The sequence below is a fragment of the Cysteiniphilum marinum genome, from assembly GCF_014857925.1.
GTDB classification, from domain to species: Bacteria; Pseudomonadota; Gammaproteobacteria; order Francisellales; family Francisellaceae; genus Caedibacter; species Caedibacter marinus.
In genome coordinates, this window is the sequence record NZ_JACYVZ010000050.1 from 1 (window position 1) to 12,814 (window position 12,814).

General features: G+C 37.1%; 26 protein-coding genes. 21 read left to right on the top strand and 5 right to left on the bottom strand.

Annotation, left to right across the window (positions count from 1 at the left end):
* The first annotated feature begins 135 nt into the window (after positions 1-135).
* From IE867_RS13360 to IE867_RS13460, 21 genes are all read left to right on the top strand, one after another.
* The gene (locus tag IE867_RS13360) at positions 136-522 is read left to right on the top strand and encodes a hypothetical protein (protein ID WP_192485213.1); all 387 of its coding nucleotides are present in this window, start codon (positions 136-138) and stop codon (positions 520-522) included.
* A gap of 46 nt (positions 523-568) precedes the next feature.
* The gene (locus tag IE867_RS13365; RefSeq protein WP_192485214.1) at positions 569-793 is read left to right on the top strand and encodes a hypothetical protein; all 225 of its coding nucleotides are present in this window, start codon (positions 569-571) and stop codon (positions 791-793) included.
* Positions 794-841: 48 nt separating this feature from the next.
* Positions 842-2,269: a peptide MFS transporter gene (locus IE867_RS13370; RefSeq protein WP_192485215.1), complete on the top strand. Its 1,428-nt coding sequence runs from the start codon at positions 842-844 to the stop codon at positions 2,267-2,269.
* 113 nt (positions 2,270-2,382) lie between these two features.
* Positions 2,383-3,675: an MFS transporter gene (locus IE867_RS13375; protein ID WP_192485216.1), complete on the top strand. Its 1,293-nt coding sequence runs from the start codon at positions 2,383-2,385 to the stop codon at positions 3,673-3,675.
* Between the two features lie 11 nt (positions 3,676-3,686).
* The gene (locus tag IE867_RS13380; protein WP_192485217.1) at positions 3,687-4,634 is read left to right on the top strand and encodes a sugar ABC transporter substrate-binding protein; all 948 of its coding nucleotides are present in this window, start codon (positions 3,687-3,689) and stop codon (positions 4,632-4,634) included.
* Entirely contained in the window at positions 4,631-4,927 is a 297-nt protein-coding gene (locus tag IE867_RS13385) for a hypothetical protein (protein WP_192485218.1), read from the top strand. The genes IE867_RS13380 and IE867_RS13385 overlap by 4 nt, the downstream gene beginning before the upstream one ends.
* Positions 4,924-5,184 carry a hypothetical protein gene (locus tag IE867_RS13390; protein ID WP_192485219.1) on the top strand — a complete coding sequence of 87 codons (261 nt, stop codon included), beginning with the start codon at positions 4,924-4,926 and terminating at the stop codon, positions 5,182-5,184. Before IE867_RS13385 ends, IE867_RS13390 begins: the two co-directional genes overlap by 4 nt.
* Complete coding sequence (locus IE867_RS13395) at positions 5,184-5,432, top strand: hypothetical protein (RefSeq protein ID WP_192485220.1); 249 nt, start codon at positions 5,184-5,186, stop codon at positions 5,430-5,432. Before IE867_RS13390 ends, IE867_RS13395 begins: the two co-directional genes overlap by 1 nt.
* Positions 5,422-5,715 (top strand): helix-turn-helix domain-containing protein, encoded by a 294-nt coding sequence (locus IE867_RS13400; protein WP_192485221.1) that lies wholly within the window; start codon positions 5,422-5,424, stop codon positions 5,713-5,715. The genes IE867_RS13395 and IE867_RS13400 overlap by 11 nt, the downstream gene beginning before the upstream one ends.
* Entirely contained in the window at positions 5,715-6,029 is a 315-nt protein-coding gene (locus IE867_RS13405; protein WP_192485222.1) for a hypothetical protein, read from the top strand. The genes IE867_RS13400 and IE867_RS13405 overlap by 1 nt, the downstream gene beginning before the upstream one ends.
* Positions 6,030-6,255: 226 nt before the next feature.
* Complete coding sequence (locus tag IE867_RS13410; RefSeq protein WP_192485223.1) at positions 6,256-6,450, top strand: hypothetical protein; 195 nt, start codon at positions 6,256-6,258, stop codon at positions 6,448-6,450.
* Positions 6,447-6,845: an acyl-CoA thioesterase gene (locus IE867_RS13415; RefSeq protein ID WP_192485224.1), complete on the top strand. Its 399-nt coding sequence runs from the start codon at positions 6,447-6,449 to the stop codon at positions 6,843-6,845. Before IE867_RS13410 ends, IE867_RS13415 begins: the two co-directional genes overlap by 4 nt.
* A 21-nt stretch (positions 6,846-6,866) precedes the next feature.
* Positions 6,867-7,322 carry a hypothetical protein gene (locus IE867_RS13420; RefSeq protein WP_192485225.1) on the top strand — a complete coding sequence of 152 codons (456 nt, stop codon included), beginning with the start codon at positions 6,867-6,869 and terminating at the stop codon, positions 7,320-7,322.
* Positions 7,323-7,336: 14 nt separating this feature from the next.
* On the top strand, positions 7,337-7,552 hold the full coding sequence (locus IE867_RS13425; protein ID WP_192485226.1) for a hypothetical protein: 216 nt from the start codon (positions 7,337-7,339) through the stop codon (positions 7,550-7,552).
* A 174-nt stretch (positions 7,553-7,726) separates the two neighbouring features.
* The gene (locus tag IE867_RS13430; protein WP_192485227.1) at positions 7,727-7,933 is read left to right on the top strand and encodes a hypothetical protein; all 207 of its coding nucleotides are present in this window, start codon (positions 7,727-7,729) and stop codon (positions 7,931-7,933) included.
* 21 nt (positions 7,934-7,954) lie between these two features.
* Positions 7,955-8,152, top strand: a complete 198-nt coding sequence (locus IE867_RS13435) for a hypothetical protein (protein WP_192485228.1) — start codon at positions 7,955-7,957, stop codon at positions 8,150-8,152.
* Positions 8,153-8,575, top strand: coding sequence for a hypothetical protein (locus tag IE867_RS13440; RefSeq protein ID WP_192485229.1), 423 nt, complete (start codon positions 8,153-8,155; stop codon positions 8,573-8,575).
* A gap of 3 nt (positions 8,576-8,578) precedes the next feature.
* Positions 8,579-8,785, top strand: a complete 207-nt coding sequence (locus tag IE867_RS13445; RefSeq protein ID WP_192485230.1) for a hypothetical protein — start codon at positions 8,579-8,581, stop codon at positions 8,783-8,785.
* Positions 8,778-8,987, top strand: coding sequence for a hypothetical protein (locus IE867_RS13450; protein WP_192485231.1), 210 nt, complete (start codon positions 8,778-8,780; stop codon positions 8,985-8,987). Before IE867_RS13445 ends, IE867_RS13450 begins: the two co-directional genes overlap by 8 nt.
* Before the next feature lie 20 nt (positions 8,988-9,007).
* The gene (locus tag IE867_RS13455; protein WP_192485232.1) at positions 9,008-9,328 is read left to right on the top strand and encodes a hypothetical protein; all 321 of its coding nucleotides are present in this window, start codon (positions 9,008-9,010) and stop codon (positions 9,326-9,328) included.
* Positions 9,328-9,606 carry a hypothetical protein gene (locus IE867_RS13460; RefSeq protein WP_192485233.1) on the top strand — a complete coding sequence of 93 codons (279 nt, stop codon included), beginning with the start codon at positions 9,328-9,330 and terminating at the stop codon, positions 9,604-9,606. The genes IE867_RS13455 and IE867_RS13460 overlap by 1 nt, the downstream gene beginning before the upstream one ends.
* Before the next feature lie 39 nt (positions 9,607-9,645).
* On the opposite strand, the gene IE867_RS13465 is transcribed toward IE867_RS13460, so the two are convergent.
* The 5 genes from IE867_RS13465 to xseA form a co-directional block, all read right to left on the bottom strand.
* Positions 9,646-9,960, bottom strand: a complete 315-nt coding sequence (locus IE867_RS13465; RefSeq protein ID WP_192485234.1) for a hypothetical protein — start codon at positions 9,958-9,960, stop codon at positions 9,646-9,648.
* Positions 9,950-10,594: a division plane positioning ATPase MipZ gene (locus IE867_RS13470; protein ID WP_192485235.1), complete on the bottom strand. Its 645-nt coding sequence runs from the start codon at positions 10,592-10,594 to the stop codon at positions 9,950-9,952. Before IE867_RS13470 ends, IE867_RS13465 begins: the two co-directional genes overlap by 11 nt.
* A gap of 111 nt (positions 10,595-10,705) precedes the next feature.
* On the bottom strand, positions 10,706-10,918 hold the full coding sequence (locus IE867_RS13475) for a hypothetical protein (RefSeq protein WP_192485236.1): 213 nt from the start codon (positions 10,916-10,918) through the stop codon (positions 10,706-10,708).
* The gene (gene xseB, locus IE867_RS13480) at positions 10,905-11,120 is read right to left on the bottom strand and encodes an exodeoxyribonuclease VII small subunit (RefSeq protein ID WP_192485237.1); all 216 of its coding nucleotides are present in this window, start codon (positions 11,118-11,120) and stop codon (positions 10,905-10,907) included. The genes IE867_RS13475 and xseB overlap by 14 nt, the downstream gene beginning before the upstream one ends.
* Positions 11,113-12,585, bottom strand: coding sequence for an exodeoxyribonuclease VII large subunit (gene xseA / locus IE867_RS13485; protein ID WP_192485238.1), 1,473 nt, complete (start codon positions 12,583-12,585; stop codon positions 11,113-11,115). Before xseA ends, xseB begins: the two co-directional genes overlap by 8 nt.
* Between the last annotated feature and the right edge of the window lie 229 nt (positions 12,586-12,814).

Here is a 12,814-nt window from a genome sequence, read left to right on the forward strand (position 1 = left end):
TAGAGTCCTGCAAATAAGAACCTCTGTGGCAAGTAATCAATGGGCAAAAGACTGGGAGCAGGCTAAGACTAAACTTTATAAGAAAGTAGCTTAGAATTGCGATAAATCTGTTGTTAGGAATGCTCTCCAAAAGCAATGAATTACTTCGGCTTTGACGGTCACGTGCAATGTTTTGTGACAAAGGACAACACGCCAGATTATTTTTACGTTGAAATTAAAGGTTTTGATTTTGAGGTCAAAATATTTGCATCTTTAAGTTTAGCCGACTTTTACGGTAAGCTTTTGCTGCTTAATGACGTTAAGGACTACATCGACAAGCACAATTGCACCTTAACAGAAGCCACACGTAAGATGATTAATGATAACCACAGGTTCTACGTCATCGAGCAGGACTTAAACGATATGATCGAACTGAAAGCCTTTAATGATATTGAATTTGTCGATGACGAGATCGAGCATAACTTAATTGATCATCAAGCGTGGTCACAATTGGGTGATGGTCAAAGTAAGACGGTGCATTGATTGCGTGATTAAGCACCAACAATAATTATCACAAGGATAATGGAATATGGACGATATACGAAAAATACTAGGTAGGGCATGTGTAAAAAGCCAAACGGTTATTATTAACACAGGACTCAACTATAAGCTAACAGGTAGAGTTGATGGAATCGGCAAGAGAAGTGTGTTGATTATGAAAAATGGCAAATATTTATCGGTTGAATTATCAAAAATTATTACTGTCGAGGTCGTCCACAACGTGACGATTGAATCACAGGAAGATTTAGCTTAAAATTTCCGCTTTTGCAAAAAACATAGAAAACAAAACAGGGGAGCCTATTTGAAATTCTTTAACAATAGCATTGCGGTAATACTTACAACACAGGTCTTTGCTACCATGAGCTTTGCCGTGTTGTATTCGAGTTTGTCGTTATACTTAACAAATGCCTTTGGTTATGATGCCAACAGTGCCTATTCCATCGTAGCGGTCTTTTTAGTCTACAACTACGGTTTACACATGCTTGGCAGTTATCTTGGTGGTTTGCTTAGTAGTTATCGGGTATTGTTTTTAATTGCAATGGTCTTTCAAGTAGTGTCATGCTTTATTTTGGCAATACCAACAGAAACAGCGTTGTATATTGGTTTGACGTTATTTCTGGTGGCTACAGGCATCAATGTACCTTGTCTTAACATGATGATCACGCAACGATTCCAAAAGGAACATGTGAAGCGTGAAAAGTATTTCATTTGGAATCATGCAGCGTCTAATTTAGGTTTCTTTGCAGGATACACGGCAGCGGGATACTATCAACTAGACAATGCCTATACGTCTTTGTTTTTGGTGGCATCGGTGTTTAATGTATTAGGCTTAGCTTCTATTGTATTAGGTTGGAAAGCGGTCGCTGATATTGATACGCCTTTGACTCGGTTTGTTAAACGTCATGGTACCAAAGCCTTAAACAAAAGGTATGCGTTATTATTTACAATTTTTGTAGCAATGACTGGCGTTGTGTTTGTGTCGCTATTGTACCCAGTATCATTAAAACAAGCCGTATTAGCTGTTTCTGTCGCTTTTGTGGTGTTTTTTCTTTGGTTGGCTAACAAACAGCAAGATCGACAAGATCGCAGTAATATGCGCTTGTATGTGGTGTTGGCGTTGTTTGCTATTGTGTTTTGGTCAATGTACTACTTGGCACCGATGGGAATAACTATATTCATGCAGCACAATGTCAATATGGAGCTATTTGGCTTTAGATTAACTCCGCAATGGTTAGGTAATATCAATATTGTCATTATCGTTTTAGGTGGTGTGTTTTTACCGCCAGTCTTTGCCAAGATTAGAAAGAAAACGAGTTTGACAGTGTCTAAACAGTTTTTAATTGGTATTGCCTCTATTGCCATTGGTTTAGGTTTCTTGCCTATTGGTATCTTACTTGCCAACGGTCAAAGCTCAGTGTTATGGGTCAGTTTGTTTTTTGTGTTTCAGTCATTCGGTGAGTTGATGATTGCACCTATTGGGTATTCTATGATTGCTCAATTAGCTAAGCCTAAACATCAAGGGTTGATGATGGGCGTTTGGATGCTTTTAACTGGCAGTACGGCAAGTGTGATTGCAAGTGATTTGTCGGGTACGGTTGAGATTGATGCCAGTGGTGCCAATGCTATAGCGATGAATGAAAGTTATTTGGTGTTGTTTGGGGTATTGGCAGTGATTGGGTTTGTGGTGGCTATATTACTATATACAATTATTAGGAAGGTCAAAATTTAATGGTAGGAATACTCAATAATCGTAGATTCATAAGCACAATAATTTTCCTATTGGTTTTTGACGGATTCATGTGTGTTAGTTATGGAGTAGTATCATATTCTGCATATCCTTATTTGTTTGAAAATTTGCCATTTTCCACCATTATGCTGCTTAATTTATTCTATGTTGCTTTTTCCGTCATTGGTATGATCAATACATTAACACCAGTGTTGGCAAAAAAATACGTTGGATTTAAATTTATATTAATCAACTCCATAGTGATGCAGAGCATCGGTTTGTATATTATTTCACTAAGTGAATTTAGCTGGACACACCTAGGTTTTGCCATCTATAGCTTAGGATTTGGAATGGCGGTAACCACTATAACCATATACATAGACCGAACATTAAGAGCGGCTAAAAAAGATAAGCACACAGTTAAACTTATTTTTACATGGGATGTATTGGTTTTTAATCTAGGTTTATTTGTTGGAGCGATTTTTGGATTGCATGTTATCGATATTGCCCCTTTATTTACCTTGGCGTTTGTTTTTTCTGCAACGACATTAATTCTACTCATATTATGTGAAAAGCTTCTCATAATGGGGAGGAAAATTTCGTACGGAGACAACCTTACACGATATACCCAATTTTATAGTATTTGTATTGGCGTTGTTGCTTTAATCTACATTGCTTTCCATTTCACATGGTTAATTGATGTTTTGGTTATTGGGATAGCAATTAAATTAGTTATTGAATTCAGAAATTATCTAAAGCAAAGACAAGGCGAAGAAAAAGTTAATTTGTTGACCTTTTTAATATACCAACTATCAGCTTGTGTTTACTGGGGATGTTATGCGTCAATTCCATTGTTATCGCTGTACCTAATAACATTTCATAGCAATTCAATTATTTTTGGCTATAAAGTTAATTTAAGTCCTGAGTGGATAGGTATTATCAACACAGGTGTGACAGCTTTTTTCACCGTTTTTCTTTTGTGGGTGCTTAAAAGGTATAAAATCCAATATTATATATCATTTCAGTTAAGTTTGGGATTGATGGTTATTTCCTGTGCGATAATGATCTGCGCTATTTTAATGGCAGTTGGCAAGTATTTGGACTTAAGTTTAATTATGGTTTTCATTGCATTTGTAGCGCTCAGCGAGGTTTTAATGCACCCTTTGAACTACACTATTATTGAGCAGTTAACACCAGAGGTCGATAGTGGTTTATTTTATGGTGGGACATCATTCATGAACAAAAGCTTTTCAATGGTTGTTGTAGCCATGGTTATTGGTGTAACAGTATTAAACGTAAATCAAGCTTATGCGCTAGATAATGCTTTGTATTTATTCATCGCGATGGTTTTCATTTTGTTATTAAACATGCTCTTGCTTGCTCTTTTTGTGAAGAGAAAAATAATTTAATGGGAGTTAAAATGCGTAAGAAAAATATTATATATGCTGTTGTTGCTGCAATAATCGCCATATTAATGCTCGTATTTTCATATGCCAAAAGAAACTACTCAAGCAATCATGTTGGTGTGATTATGTCTAATATTAGCAATCCATTTTTTAGTGGAATGACACGCTCTATTGATGATGCACTTAATCGCCAAGGCTATGGTATTACTGTCATTAGCTCAAGAGACGAACCAAAACGCTCAATAATGGCAATGGAAAAGTTGGTGGATAGAGGACTGAAAGTTATTATATTTAATCCAGTAGACTCTATCTATACAAAAAAAGAACTAGACTATGCTCAGAAAAATGGCATTAAAATAATCACAGTGGATAGAGAATCTTTGGGAAGCGATGATATATTGGGTCACATCGAATCAAATAACCAAAAAGGTGGACAATTGTCAGCGTCCTATATCTTAAAACATCTAGGAAAAAACGCCAAAATATTAGAGATTCAAGGATTCATAAATACCTCATCGACACAAGAACGTGCAAAATCATTTGATGCCGCCATTAAAAACGGCAATGCTGAGATTATCGTTCAAAAAGCGGCAAACTATAATCGTGTGAAAGCTAAACATGCCACAATGGACGTACTGAAAGAACATTCAAACATCAACGCTATATTCGCCCATAATGATCTAATGGCATTAGGCGCTGCTGATGCTGTTGAATACTTGGGTAGAGAGAATATAGTTATTGTAGGTTTCGATGGGACGGATGAAGGAATAAAAGCCATAAAAGATGGAAAAATTGACGCAACAATTAAGCAAAACTCTAAAGGGATTGGTACGCTTGCGGCTGAAATTGCCGTTGATCATATTGAAGATGGGAGCAAAGAGTTTAAACGCAAGTATGAGTTGGATGTTGAATTAATAACTAAAGAAAACATAGACAAAGCATGGGGGCATGAAGAGGAATGAGTTTTTATAAATTTTTTGTCAATGCATTCAGACCATTAGACGACATTAACGATCAAAAAACCAAACTGCTGAATGAATTGGCGCCTTCAGGCGAACTTGTAAATATAGAGGTCACCAATAATGACGACTCAAAAGCGGTATATGACTGTTGCATTGTCAAAGCGGTTGAGAGTGGCAAGGCAATAATTATCCATAATGACTTAGAACAAGAATTAGCAATTGATTCGATGACGAACTTTGCTAGTTTGGATGGTAAAATGACGTTTTCATTTAATGTTACGAAAAAACCATGAGCTACCAAGAATATAAACAAAAGAAACGCCAAGAATCAGATCGGCAAGCTCAATTAAGCTATGGTGAGCTATTTAATCTAAACAGCAAAAAGGCAGCTTTACTGGGATTGTCTCAGATTATATTCGCCTATGTTTTGATTGATTATTTATTGGAACAATATGTGCCTGTAGCTTTTTATTTTTTTTGGTTTGTCGGTAGTTTTGTCTACGACACCTTTGGCTGCAAACTCCGTTATTGGTTAAGGCGGGTTTTTTGATGAAGTTTGAGGAACCAAAGAGCAAAACAGGCAAGCCGATGTTGGGCGTGATAATTGCTTATTACTCTACTCAGTCACCTAAGAAAAGATGGTATTTAAATGGGGAGTTAGCAACAACCGATAAAATAGCTTTGGTATTAGAATATCGAGATAAGTTTGAACTATTACGTGCAACATCAAAATATGGTGTGCCATTGGTAATGACCAAAGGCTTAGACAAAATAAGAGAGTCTAACAATGGCAGCTAATCAATACGTAAACAATTTTGAAATGGCAATGCAAAAGCGTTTTGGCAAGAGTGCCGAGGAAGTATTAAACGATCTTGCAGCGCAAGACATGACGTATAATGAAGCAGCCAATATTATCGGTTTTAAGGTTGGAACAGTCAGAAAATATTGTCATCGTTATAATATCTTACTTAAACCTAGTTCAGATCACAGAGAGGAGCCACCAGAAGAAATACCACCAATTTTCTATAGCAAAGAAATCAATAAGTATAACGCCCTATCGCGAAAATGGAGCCTTAACTGATGGCGAATCAACATTCTAATGACTCTTTTAAGGCGGTTGTTGAGGCTAAGTATGGTATGCCGATTAATGAAGCACTGAGGAACCTTCAACGCCAAGGCGTGACGTTACAAGAAGTTGCTAAAAAAACAGGCTTCAGAGAAATCACAGTCAAAAAATATGCGCTAAGGTATAATTGTAAGCTAACAGGGATATATAAGCCCAAAGATTATTGTTATGAGGACGAGCTAAACGAGCTTTACACTGCGCTAAGAAGTGATAGGCTGAACCGAGTTAATGTGTTGTCGAGGTCGTGGACAAGGAAGAAAAGAGCGTAAAATGAGATTAAGGATTGAGCATTGTTAAAAATTTGGCTAAAGCAAAGATGCAGAGTTTAACTGTAAAGCTACATTTTTAGGTGGGATAAGAACGAATTGCAAAGTAGTTAAACTATTAGGCATAGGTGTTGAAGTGGTGACAGATGAAAACGAAAAGCGCACAATTGATTTTAAATCATTAGTTGGCGTTGAGTTTGTAAAAGAAAAAGTTAAGGAATCAGCATAGATGCCAAGCGATAGATTGGTTAAGTTTAAAAACGACAAAACCAAAGTTAGCTTAAAAACCTACTCAAATAAGCTTTACACTGGCGTTATTGTGCATGTTGATAATCACTATGTAGAGCTGAATACGCATAGCAATGTCGTTGAAAGGTTTGAGTTGGCTGATGTTTTGTTTATTGATGGGGAGAGTAGGGAATGAGTGACAAGTTAAATGCATTTGATATTTTAAAAGATTATGGCGATTTAGTTGTCCGCACTGTTCCGATGCCATCAGATTGCAATCATGGTGGTATTATTTTTGGTGGTTGGATTCTGAGCCAAATAGACATTGGAGCCAGTTTAGCAGCCATTCATCATTGCGGTGGCAGAGTTGTCACTAAATTCGTTGAGAATGTTGATTTTAAAAAACCAATTCACTCGCACAGTATAGTTGATATTTATGCCAAACTGTCAAAGGTTGGCAATACTTCAATGGTTTTTGATATAAGTGTTTTCACAACCAGTCAAACAAATAAGCACGAATTATCAGTGACAGCTTGTGTTGTTTTTGTGAATATTGACGATAATAGAAAACCTAAAATCATGACAAACTAATAAATAAAGATTATTAAGATAATGAAAAAACTATCTGCCCAAGACATATTTAACAACCAAGATGCAAAAATATTTGAAGATTGCACAAATTTATATGTGGAGCTAATAGAAGCATTCGGTTTTGACGCTGATATTAAGCTGCATGTAAATAATAAGAACATGCCAAAAATCTTTTTTGTAACAATAGATGATCATTATAAGTCTAGATTTTTTAGATCATTGACGCTGAAAGATTTTCACCATAAGGCAGTATTGCTGAAACATGTAATTGATGAAGCTGACAAGAGAAATAAAAATATAGCTGAGACATTAGAGAGTTTAAGTGAAGACGACAGTATATTTTATGCGATAGAATCAGATGTTTTCGCGCTAGATGGTCTTAGTATGATATTGGATGAATTTGTCGAGAGTGGTATTAATAAAGACGGCATGATTGATTACAGTTACTCAAGCAAAAGAAATACAACAGTACATTAGGTTTAGGCTAAACAATGAATTATAAAAGTGTTTTTGAAATGGCAAAATCACTTGGAAAGGAAGTCAAAGTGACAAGATTAAATAACGCACATATAATAGGCAAAGTAAAGTTTGCCTTTGCTGATCATGTGGTTATTAAAAGTGATAAAAAGGAATATATGTTGTTTGATAAAGAAATTATAGGTGTAGAGATTTTGAATACAAAAACGGTTGGTATGCATAATGATTAAAGCTTTTAGAAAAACAAAAGACTTTGTGTCTTTTTGCTTTGACTTTGTTATAGCTAGCTTGGTGGGTTTCTCAATGATAATTATAAACACGGTATTATTTATCATGCTGTTTATTTCCTTAAATCTGATATTTAAGAAGCCAAAAGCAAAAGACAATAACAACATGGTGACTGAATGAGTATCCAAGGCAATCTACAAAAACTAAAAAAAGCACAAGCCAAAAATAAGCCTGTGTACGTAACTCATGGCAATTATGAGAGAGTCAACGGCAAAATAACCAATATTGGCAATGTTTTTGTTGAGATTGAGCAAGCTGATGAGGTAGGTGGCGTTATGATTGAGATTGAAAAAATAAGCGATATCTCGCTGTTGAGAAAATAACAGAAAAATGAGGCTGTAATTATGAAATTTAATGCTTATCAAGATGAAGTGGTGAGAATTTTAAAAGGTGATGAAGTTAGCAAGCGATTCACAGGCGATGACGGATTTAACATGGTTCCTGCGATCAAATATTTTAGGGATAAAACAAATTGCGGGCTTAAAGAGGGTAAAGACTATTGCGATAAGCTTGTAGAGAAAATCAAAAAAGGCGAACTTTAAATGACCGCCCAACGCAAAAACATCAAAAACGACATCGAAACCTTAGACCGCATCTTGTGGCTATTCAAATACAAAAAAGACGCTTTCATTGGCGCATCGTCTGAAAGCGAGTACGACAAAGCCGTTGATTATGTAAAAGGTATAATGGATAAGCTTAAAGATGAACGGCAAAAGCTGCCTATTGGCTATCGTTACACTGGAACCTTTTACCTCAAAAAGCCGTACACGATACCTAGTGAAGCGGTCAAAATTAAAGGCTCCATTTTTGTACGTGAGGACTTGGTGTCTTGGGTTGTTGAATCTAACGATGATTATGCCAAGAATTTAGGCTATATCAGGGATGTCTACAAAGACAAAGCAATGACTAAGAAATTTAGTAAAGATGACGCTGTGGCGGTTTTTGAAGAAGAAAAGCAGAGGTGATAGATGGACTTTAGCAAAGAAATATACCAAGCCAAGAAAAGCGGAATCACCGTGAGAATTAAAATCATTGGTGACAATGAGTATATAGGCGTGATTGAAAGCACCCCGCCTAACCATGTAACTTTGGCACAAGTTGGCAGTGGCAAAGTCACGCTATGGGTTGATTCGATTATTGAGTTTGAAGCATTGGAAAAAATCAATAATGACTAAGCCCAAGATCGAAACAATCCAAGACCTACTCGAATCTGGCAAGGTCGTTGCTATGGATATTGCCAAGAGCAGAGATAGTGAAGAAGTGACCAGATATGAGAATGTCAAAGTTAGCGATTACTACTACCCTGCTGCCGTTTTGCAGATCGATGGCAAAGAGCATACGGTGAGAGTGGCGATGATTAAAAGTATAATAATGTAAAACTAAACAAAAGGTGAATTATGACTAATTATTATGATTATGAAGATTTTGAAGATGAAGAACACATAGATGACCTTTCGGCTAGCGTGATAGATTTATGTGAGCAAAATAAATTTGATGAAGCTGACTTAGTTTGCCAGAAATTGAGAGATGAACATGATTACTCTGTTGATGGTTTTCGGATGCAAGCAATAGTTTATGAGTATAGAGGCGATGAAAACAATGCTCTTGAATACTATAAAAAATCATTAGATTTTATGATGAAAAATGAAGGTTATGATTGCGATAGGGTTGAAGCGAAAATAAAAGAACTTAAATCTAAGCTTAATACAATTGGATAATGGCAACTAAGAAATCATCACCAAATAAACGCAAAAAATCTGGCACCATCAAAGCATGGGAATGTCACCTACGCTGTGAGTTTACAAAGCCAGACGACACCAACAAATATATCGAACGTTGTGCTGTTAAAGTAGGCAAGCCAAACTTAGCTGCGGTGAAAGGCACAGAGGAAGTCTACGTTGCCGTTGATGATTGGATTAATAATTTGATCGATGCGAAAGGATATAATCGAGAAGTTAAGTTGACGGTGGAAAGGTGGTTGGCTGTTAGAACGTAATATTCTAATATATATAACGATATACATATCGATATATATTTATTTTTTATTTTCTTCTTTTTCAATCATTTCATCCAAGGCGGGAATTAATATGTCATTCACAATTTTTTGCATAGACACACCCTCTTCTGGATTTGAAAAATGCGTCAGAGCAGAATGGTAATAGTCATTTAACTTTAGAATAAATTGTTTTTTTGGTTTAACTGCATTTTTATTATGATTCAACCACGGTAGTTTGATTTGTAAATCGCTATGTATATCGATATGTATATCGTTTTTAGGTTTGGTTTCAATAGGCTCATTTTTAAAAGCTTCAAGTTCTTTGTTTTTCTTGTCTAGTTTTTTAAATGCCATTGTATATCTCCTTGCAAAGGTGAGATATTTCTATGATTGCTTTATCATTATTCATCTCAATTACACCGCGCCCCTCAGTAAAAGCGTCTCGATAAACTTTACGCTCACTAATTGATGTTTTTAGAATGTCATTAATATTATTAAAATCCTCAAGCATCCCCTTTGCATCATCTTTTTCAGTGATCATTGCATGTGTTGGTGTCATTGATAATAATGATTTAGTTTCTAGTGCCCTATTAAATGCTTTTGCTTTACCTACTATATCATTTATTCCACCATCATCTTCTGCTGCCCATAAGTCAATTTGACTTGCTTTTATTGGTACTATGAGCTTGTTTGCAGCAAGTATAGCAGTTCTTAATTCTACCGAATCATAACCTCCAGCATCTACTATTACCTCGTCATATTTTTTAGCTAAATCACTAAGAGAATCTAATACATCACCTTTTAACTGTACGCAGGTTATTCTGGGCAAAGTCTTATCCCTTGAGTTGATGAAAGCCGTTGATGTTTTTTGTTTATCTACGTCAACCAAGCAAACATCTTTATTTTTATTAGCTAAAAAGGTTGCAATATTGCAAGCAATTGTTGACTTGCCAACTCCACCTTTTGTGTTTCCTATAACTACAATCATGATTAATCATCCTTTTTTATTTAACCATGTGAATTATAACGATACATATATCGATATGTAAAGCAAAATATATATGTATTGCGATATATATATCGATATATAAGCTTGACTCTAACCTAAGACCCTATAAGCCACCCGCAACACCTTTTTCTCATCCTCCGACAAATCAGCACCTTTGCCATACAAGCCTACAAGAAATCTGGCAATTTCGGCTATGTGTGATAGGTCAGCTTGCTCGTCAGCGATCATGCCGTCAAAGGCTAAGGCTGCGTTGGCGATGAATTCTAGTTCGAGGTCGGAGAGGTCAATTTTAGTCTTTGACATTGCCATCTGTCTCAAATTCAGCGATAAATTTTTCAGCAGCGTCAATCCTCGCCTTGCACACCTGATAGCTTTTAGACGCAGATTCAAGCATAGGCGCAAGCTCATCGATAATGTTCGGATTATTCTGCCCACTTTGAAGCTTGGCGTTGATTTGTTCTAAGGTTTGGTAGTTTTGGGCGTAGGTTGTTGATGTTTCAGCCATGTTTAACCTCCGTTATTAATTCGCCATCGTGATACGTCACCGTCAAGCTTTGGCACTGTTTCGCATCCGCAAGCGATGTCACATACTTACCATCTGATTTTGTCACTGCAAATCCTCGTTGTAAAGTAGGTTCAATAGACATTGACAGGATTCCTCGGTAATGGCTTTCAATGCTGTTTTTGGCATTGCTAAGCGTATTTTTCGCATTCACTGCAATATTGCTATGCCAAGTGATTAACTGTTTGCTGTGGCTTTGTATTAAGCTTTTGGCTGTCGTCATCGCTGTTTGGTTAAGATGATCAATCTTAGTCCGCGACAACTCAAGCGACTTTTTCGCTGATTGCATAATGCTACCTTGCCAGTTATCAATCACTTGCCGTTGATAAGCAAGCTGTTGTTTCGCATTGACGTGAACAAGCTTGTAATAGTCGCCAGTGATTTTTTTCTGTGTGCTGACCACTTGCTTGGCAAAGTGTGTGATGTATTGATGCTGCTTGTCTATATCAGCTTTGGCTTTGTTTGTGCTGTTCAGTGCGATTGACTTAATCGATGTAAAGCTCGTTTGCGCTTTCAATGCGTTATTGGTGATCGTATTCGCAATATAATTAATCACCTTGGACGGTGTATCAAAAGATCGCGCAGACAGATCGTCTAAAATAGTTTTGTCTCTTTCGTGTCCAATGCCGACAAATACTGGCACTGGCATGTGACAGATTGCGTTAGCAGGATCAAAGTAGTTGAACCAGTCAAGGTCAGCTTGGGAGCCACCACCTCGGATAAGCACAATGCAGTCGTAGGTTTTTTCGTGCGAGCCAATGGCTTTGTAAATCTCACGGAATCGTTTGGCAACTGTGACAGCGCAGTCTTTACCTTGCATCGATGCGTTGTAAATGTCGAATTGGCATAAGCCATGCTTTTGGAGTAGGTCAGCTTCTGCAAAGAAGTCACCAAGCCCTGCTGCGTTTTCACTGGATATGATAGCGATATTGGTAAACTCCGTTGGAATCGGTAAGTTGCGGTTATTGTTGATCACGCCAGATTGCGTTAAGTCGGCAATGACTTTCTTTTTACGAGCTTCACGGTCGCCTAAAGTGAAACTGGGATCAATGTCGACAATGTTAAGTGAGAGTCCAAAATTCTGGTGAAAATTCACGTCAACCATAAGTAAAACTTTCATGCCATTTTTTAACTGCTCACCAGTGGCATGGTGAAACTTAGGGATGACCTTGTGCGCCACGTTCGCCCACATGTTGATTTTGATCTTGGCGATGGACTGGTGTGTGTTTTCGTCAAATTCGATTAGCTCTCCATAGTAGTGAGCATTATTCTTGTGCCAGTCGGATAACTCACCACGCACCCAGTAGCCACCGCCTTTGAATTTGCGGTCAATGGTTTGTTTGATTTCGGTGAGGAATTGGGAGAGGGTGAAAGATGTGGTGTCGGTTTGGGTAATTGGTTCGATCACGATAGTATTACCTTTGATATTTTCAAGACTTGCTCAAGGCATGCTTTTGGGCACGTTTCTATCTTCTCTGCATTACGTGAGGTAAAGTCCATGGAACGTATTGAGAGCATTCCTAACAACAGATTTATCGCAATTCTAAGCTACTTTCTTATAAAGTTTAGTCTTAGCCTGCTCCCAGTCTTTTGCCCATTGATTACTTGCCACAGAGGTTCTTATTTGCAGGACTCTA

Excerpts from the sequence above, each read along its gene's own strand:
- IE867_RS13360 (WP_192485213.1), top strand. The coding sequence starts at position 136 with ATGAATTACTTCGGCTTTGACGGTCACGTGCAATGTTTTGTGACAAAG.
- IE867_RS13365 (WP_192485214.1), top strand. The coding sequence starts at position 569 with ATGGACGATATACGAAAAATACTAGGTAGGGCATGTGTAAAAAGCCAA.
- IE867_RS13380 (WP_192485217.1), top strand. The coding sequence starts at position 3,687 with ATGCGTAAGAAAAATATTATATATGCTGTTGTTGCTGCAATAATCGCC.
- IE867_RS13385 (WP_192485218.1), top strand. The coding sequence starts at position 4,631 with ATGAGTTTTTATAAATTTTTTGTCAATGCATTCAGACCATTAGACGAC.
- IE867_RS13390 (WP_192485219.1), top strand. The coding sequence starts at position 4,924 with ATGAGCTACCAAGAATATAAACAAAAGAAACGCCAAGAATCAGATCGG.
- IE867_RS13395 (WP_192485220.1), top strand. The coding sequence starts at position 5,184 with ATGAAGTTTGAGGAACCAAAGAGCAAAACAGGCAAGCCGATGTTGGGC.
- IE867_RS13400 (WP_192485221.1), top strand. The coding sequence starts at position 5,422 with ATGGCAGCTAATCAATACGTAAACAATTTTGAAATGGCAATGCAAAAG.
- IE867_RS13405 (WP_192485222.1), top strand. The coding sequence starts at position 5,715 with ATGGCGAATCAACATTCTAATGACTCTTTTAAGGCGGTTGTTGAGGCT.
- IE867_RS13410 (WP_192485223.1), top strand. The coding sequence starts at position 6,256 with ATGCCAAGCGATAGATTGGTTAAGTTTAAAAACGACAAAACCAAAGTT.
- IE867_RS13415 (WP_192485224.1), top strand. The coding sequence starts at position 6,447 with ATGAGTGACAAGTTAAATGCATTTGATATTTTAAAAGATTATGGCGAT.
- IE867_RS13420 (WP_192485225.1), top strand. The coding sequence starts at position 6,867 with ATGAAAAAACTATCTGCCCAAGACATATTTAACAACCAAGATGCAAAA.
- IE867_RS13425 (WP_192485226.1), top strand. The coding sequence starts at position 7,337 with ATGAATTATAAAAGTGTTTTTGAAATGGCAAAATCACTTGGAAAGGAA.
- IE867_RS13430 (WP_192485227.1), top strand. The coding sequence starts at position 7,727 with ATGAGTATCCAAGGCAATCTACAAAAACTAAAAAAAGCACAAGCCAAA.
- IE867_RS13435 (WP_192485228.1), top strand. The coding sequence starts at position 7,955 with ATGAAATTTAATGCTTATCAAGATGAAGTGGTGAGAATTTTAAAAGGT.
- IE867_RS13440 (WP_192485229.1), top strand. The coding sequence starts at position 8,153 with ATGACCGCCCAACGCAAAAACATCAAAAACGACATCGAAACCTTAGAC.
- IE867_RS13445 (WP_192485230.1), top strand. The coding sequence starts at position 8,579 with ATGGACTTTAGCAAAGAAATATACCAAGCCAAGAAAAGCGGAATCACC.
- IE867_RS13450 (WP_192485231.1), top strand. The coding sequence starts at position 8,778 with ATGACTAAGCCCAAGATCGAAACAATCCAAGACCTACTCGAATCTGGC.
- IE867_RS13455 (WP_192485232.1), top strand. The coding sequence starts at position 9,008 with ATGACTAATTATTATGATTATGAAGATTTTGAAGATGAAGAACACATA.
- IE867_RS13460 (WP_192485233.1), top strand. The coding sequence starts at position 9,328 with ATGGCAACTAAGAAATCATCACCAAATAAACGCAAAAAATCTGGCACC.
- IE867_RS13465 (WP_192485234.1), bottom strand. The coding sequence starts at position 9,960 with ATGGCATTTAAAAAACTAGACAAGAAAAACAAAGAACTTGAAGCTTTT.
- IE867_RS13470 (WP_192485235.1), bottom strand. The coding sequence starts at position 10,594 with ATGATTGTAGTTATAGGAAACACAAAAGGTGGAGTTGGCAAGTCAACA.
- IE867_RS13475 (WP_192485236.1), bottom strand. The coding sequence starts at position 10,918 with ATGTCAAAGACTAAAATTGACCTCTCCGACCTCGAACTAGAATTCATC.
- xseB (WP_192485237.1), bottom strand. The coding sequence starts at position 11,120 with ATGGCTGAAACATCAACAACCTACGCCCAAAACTACCAAACCTTAGAA.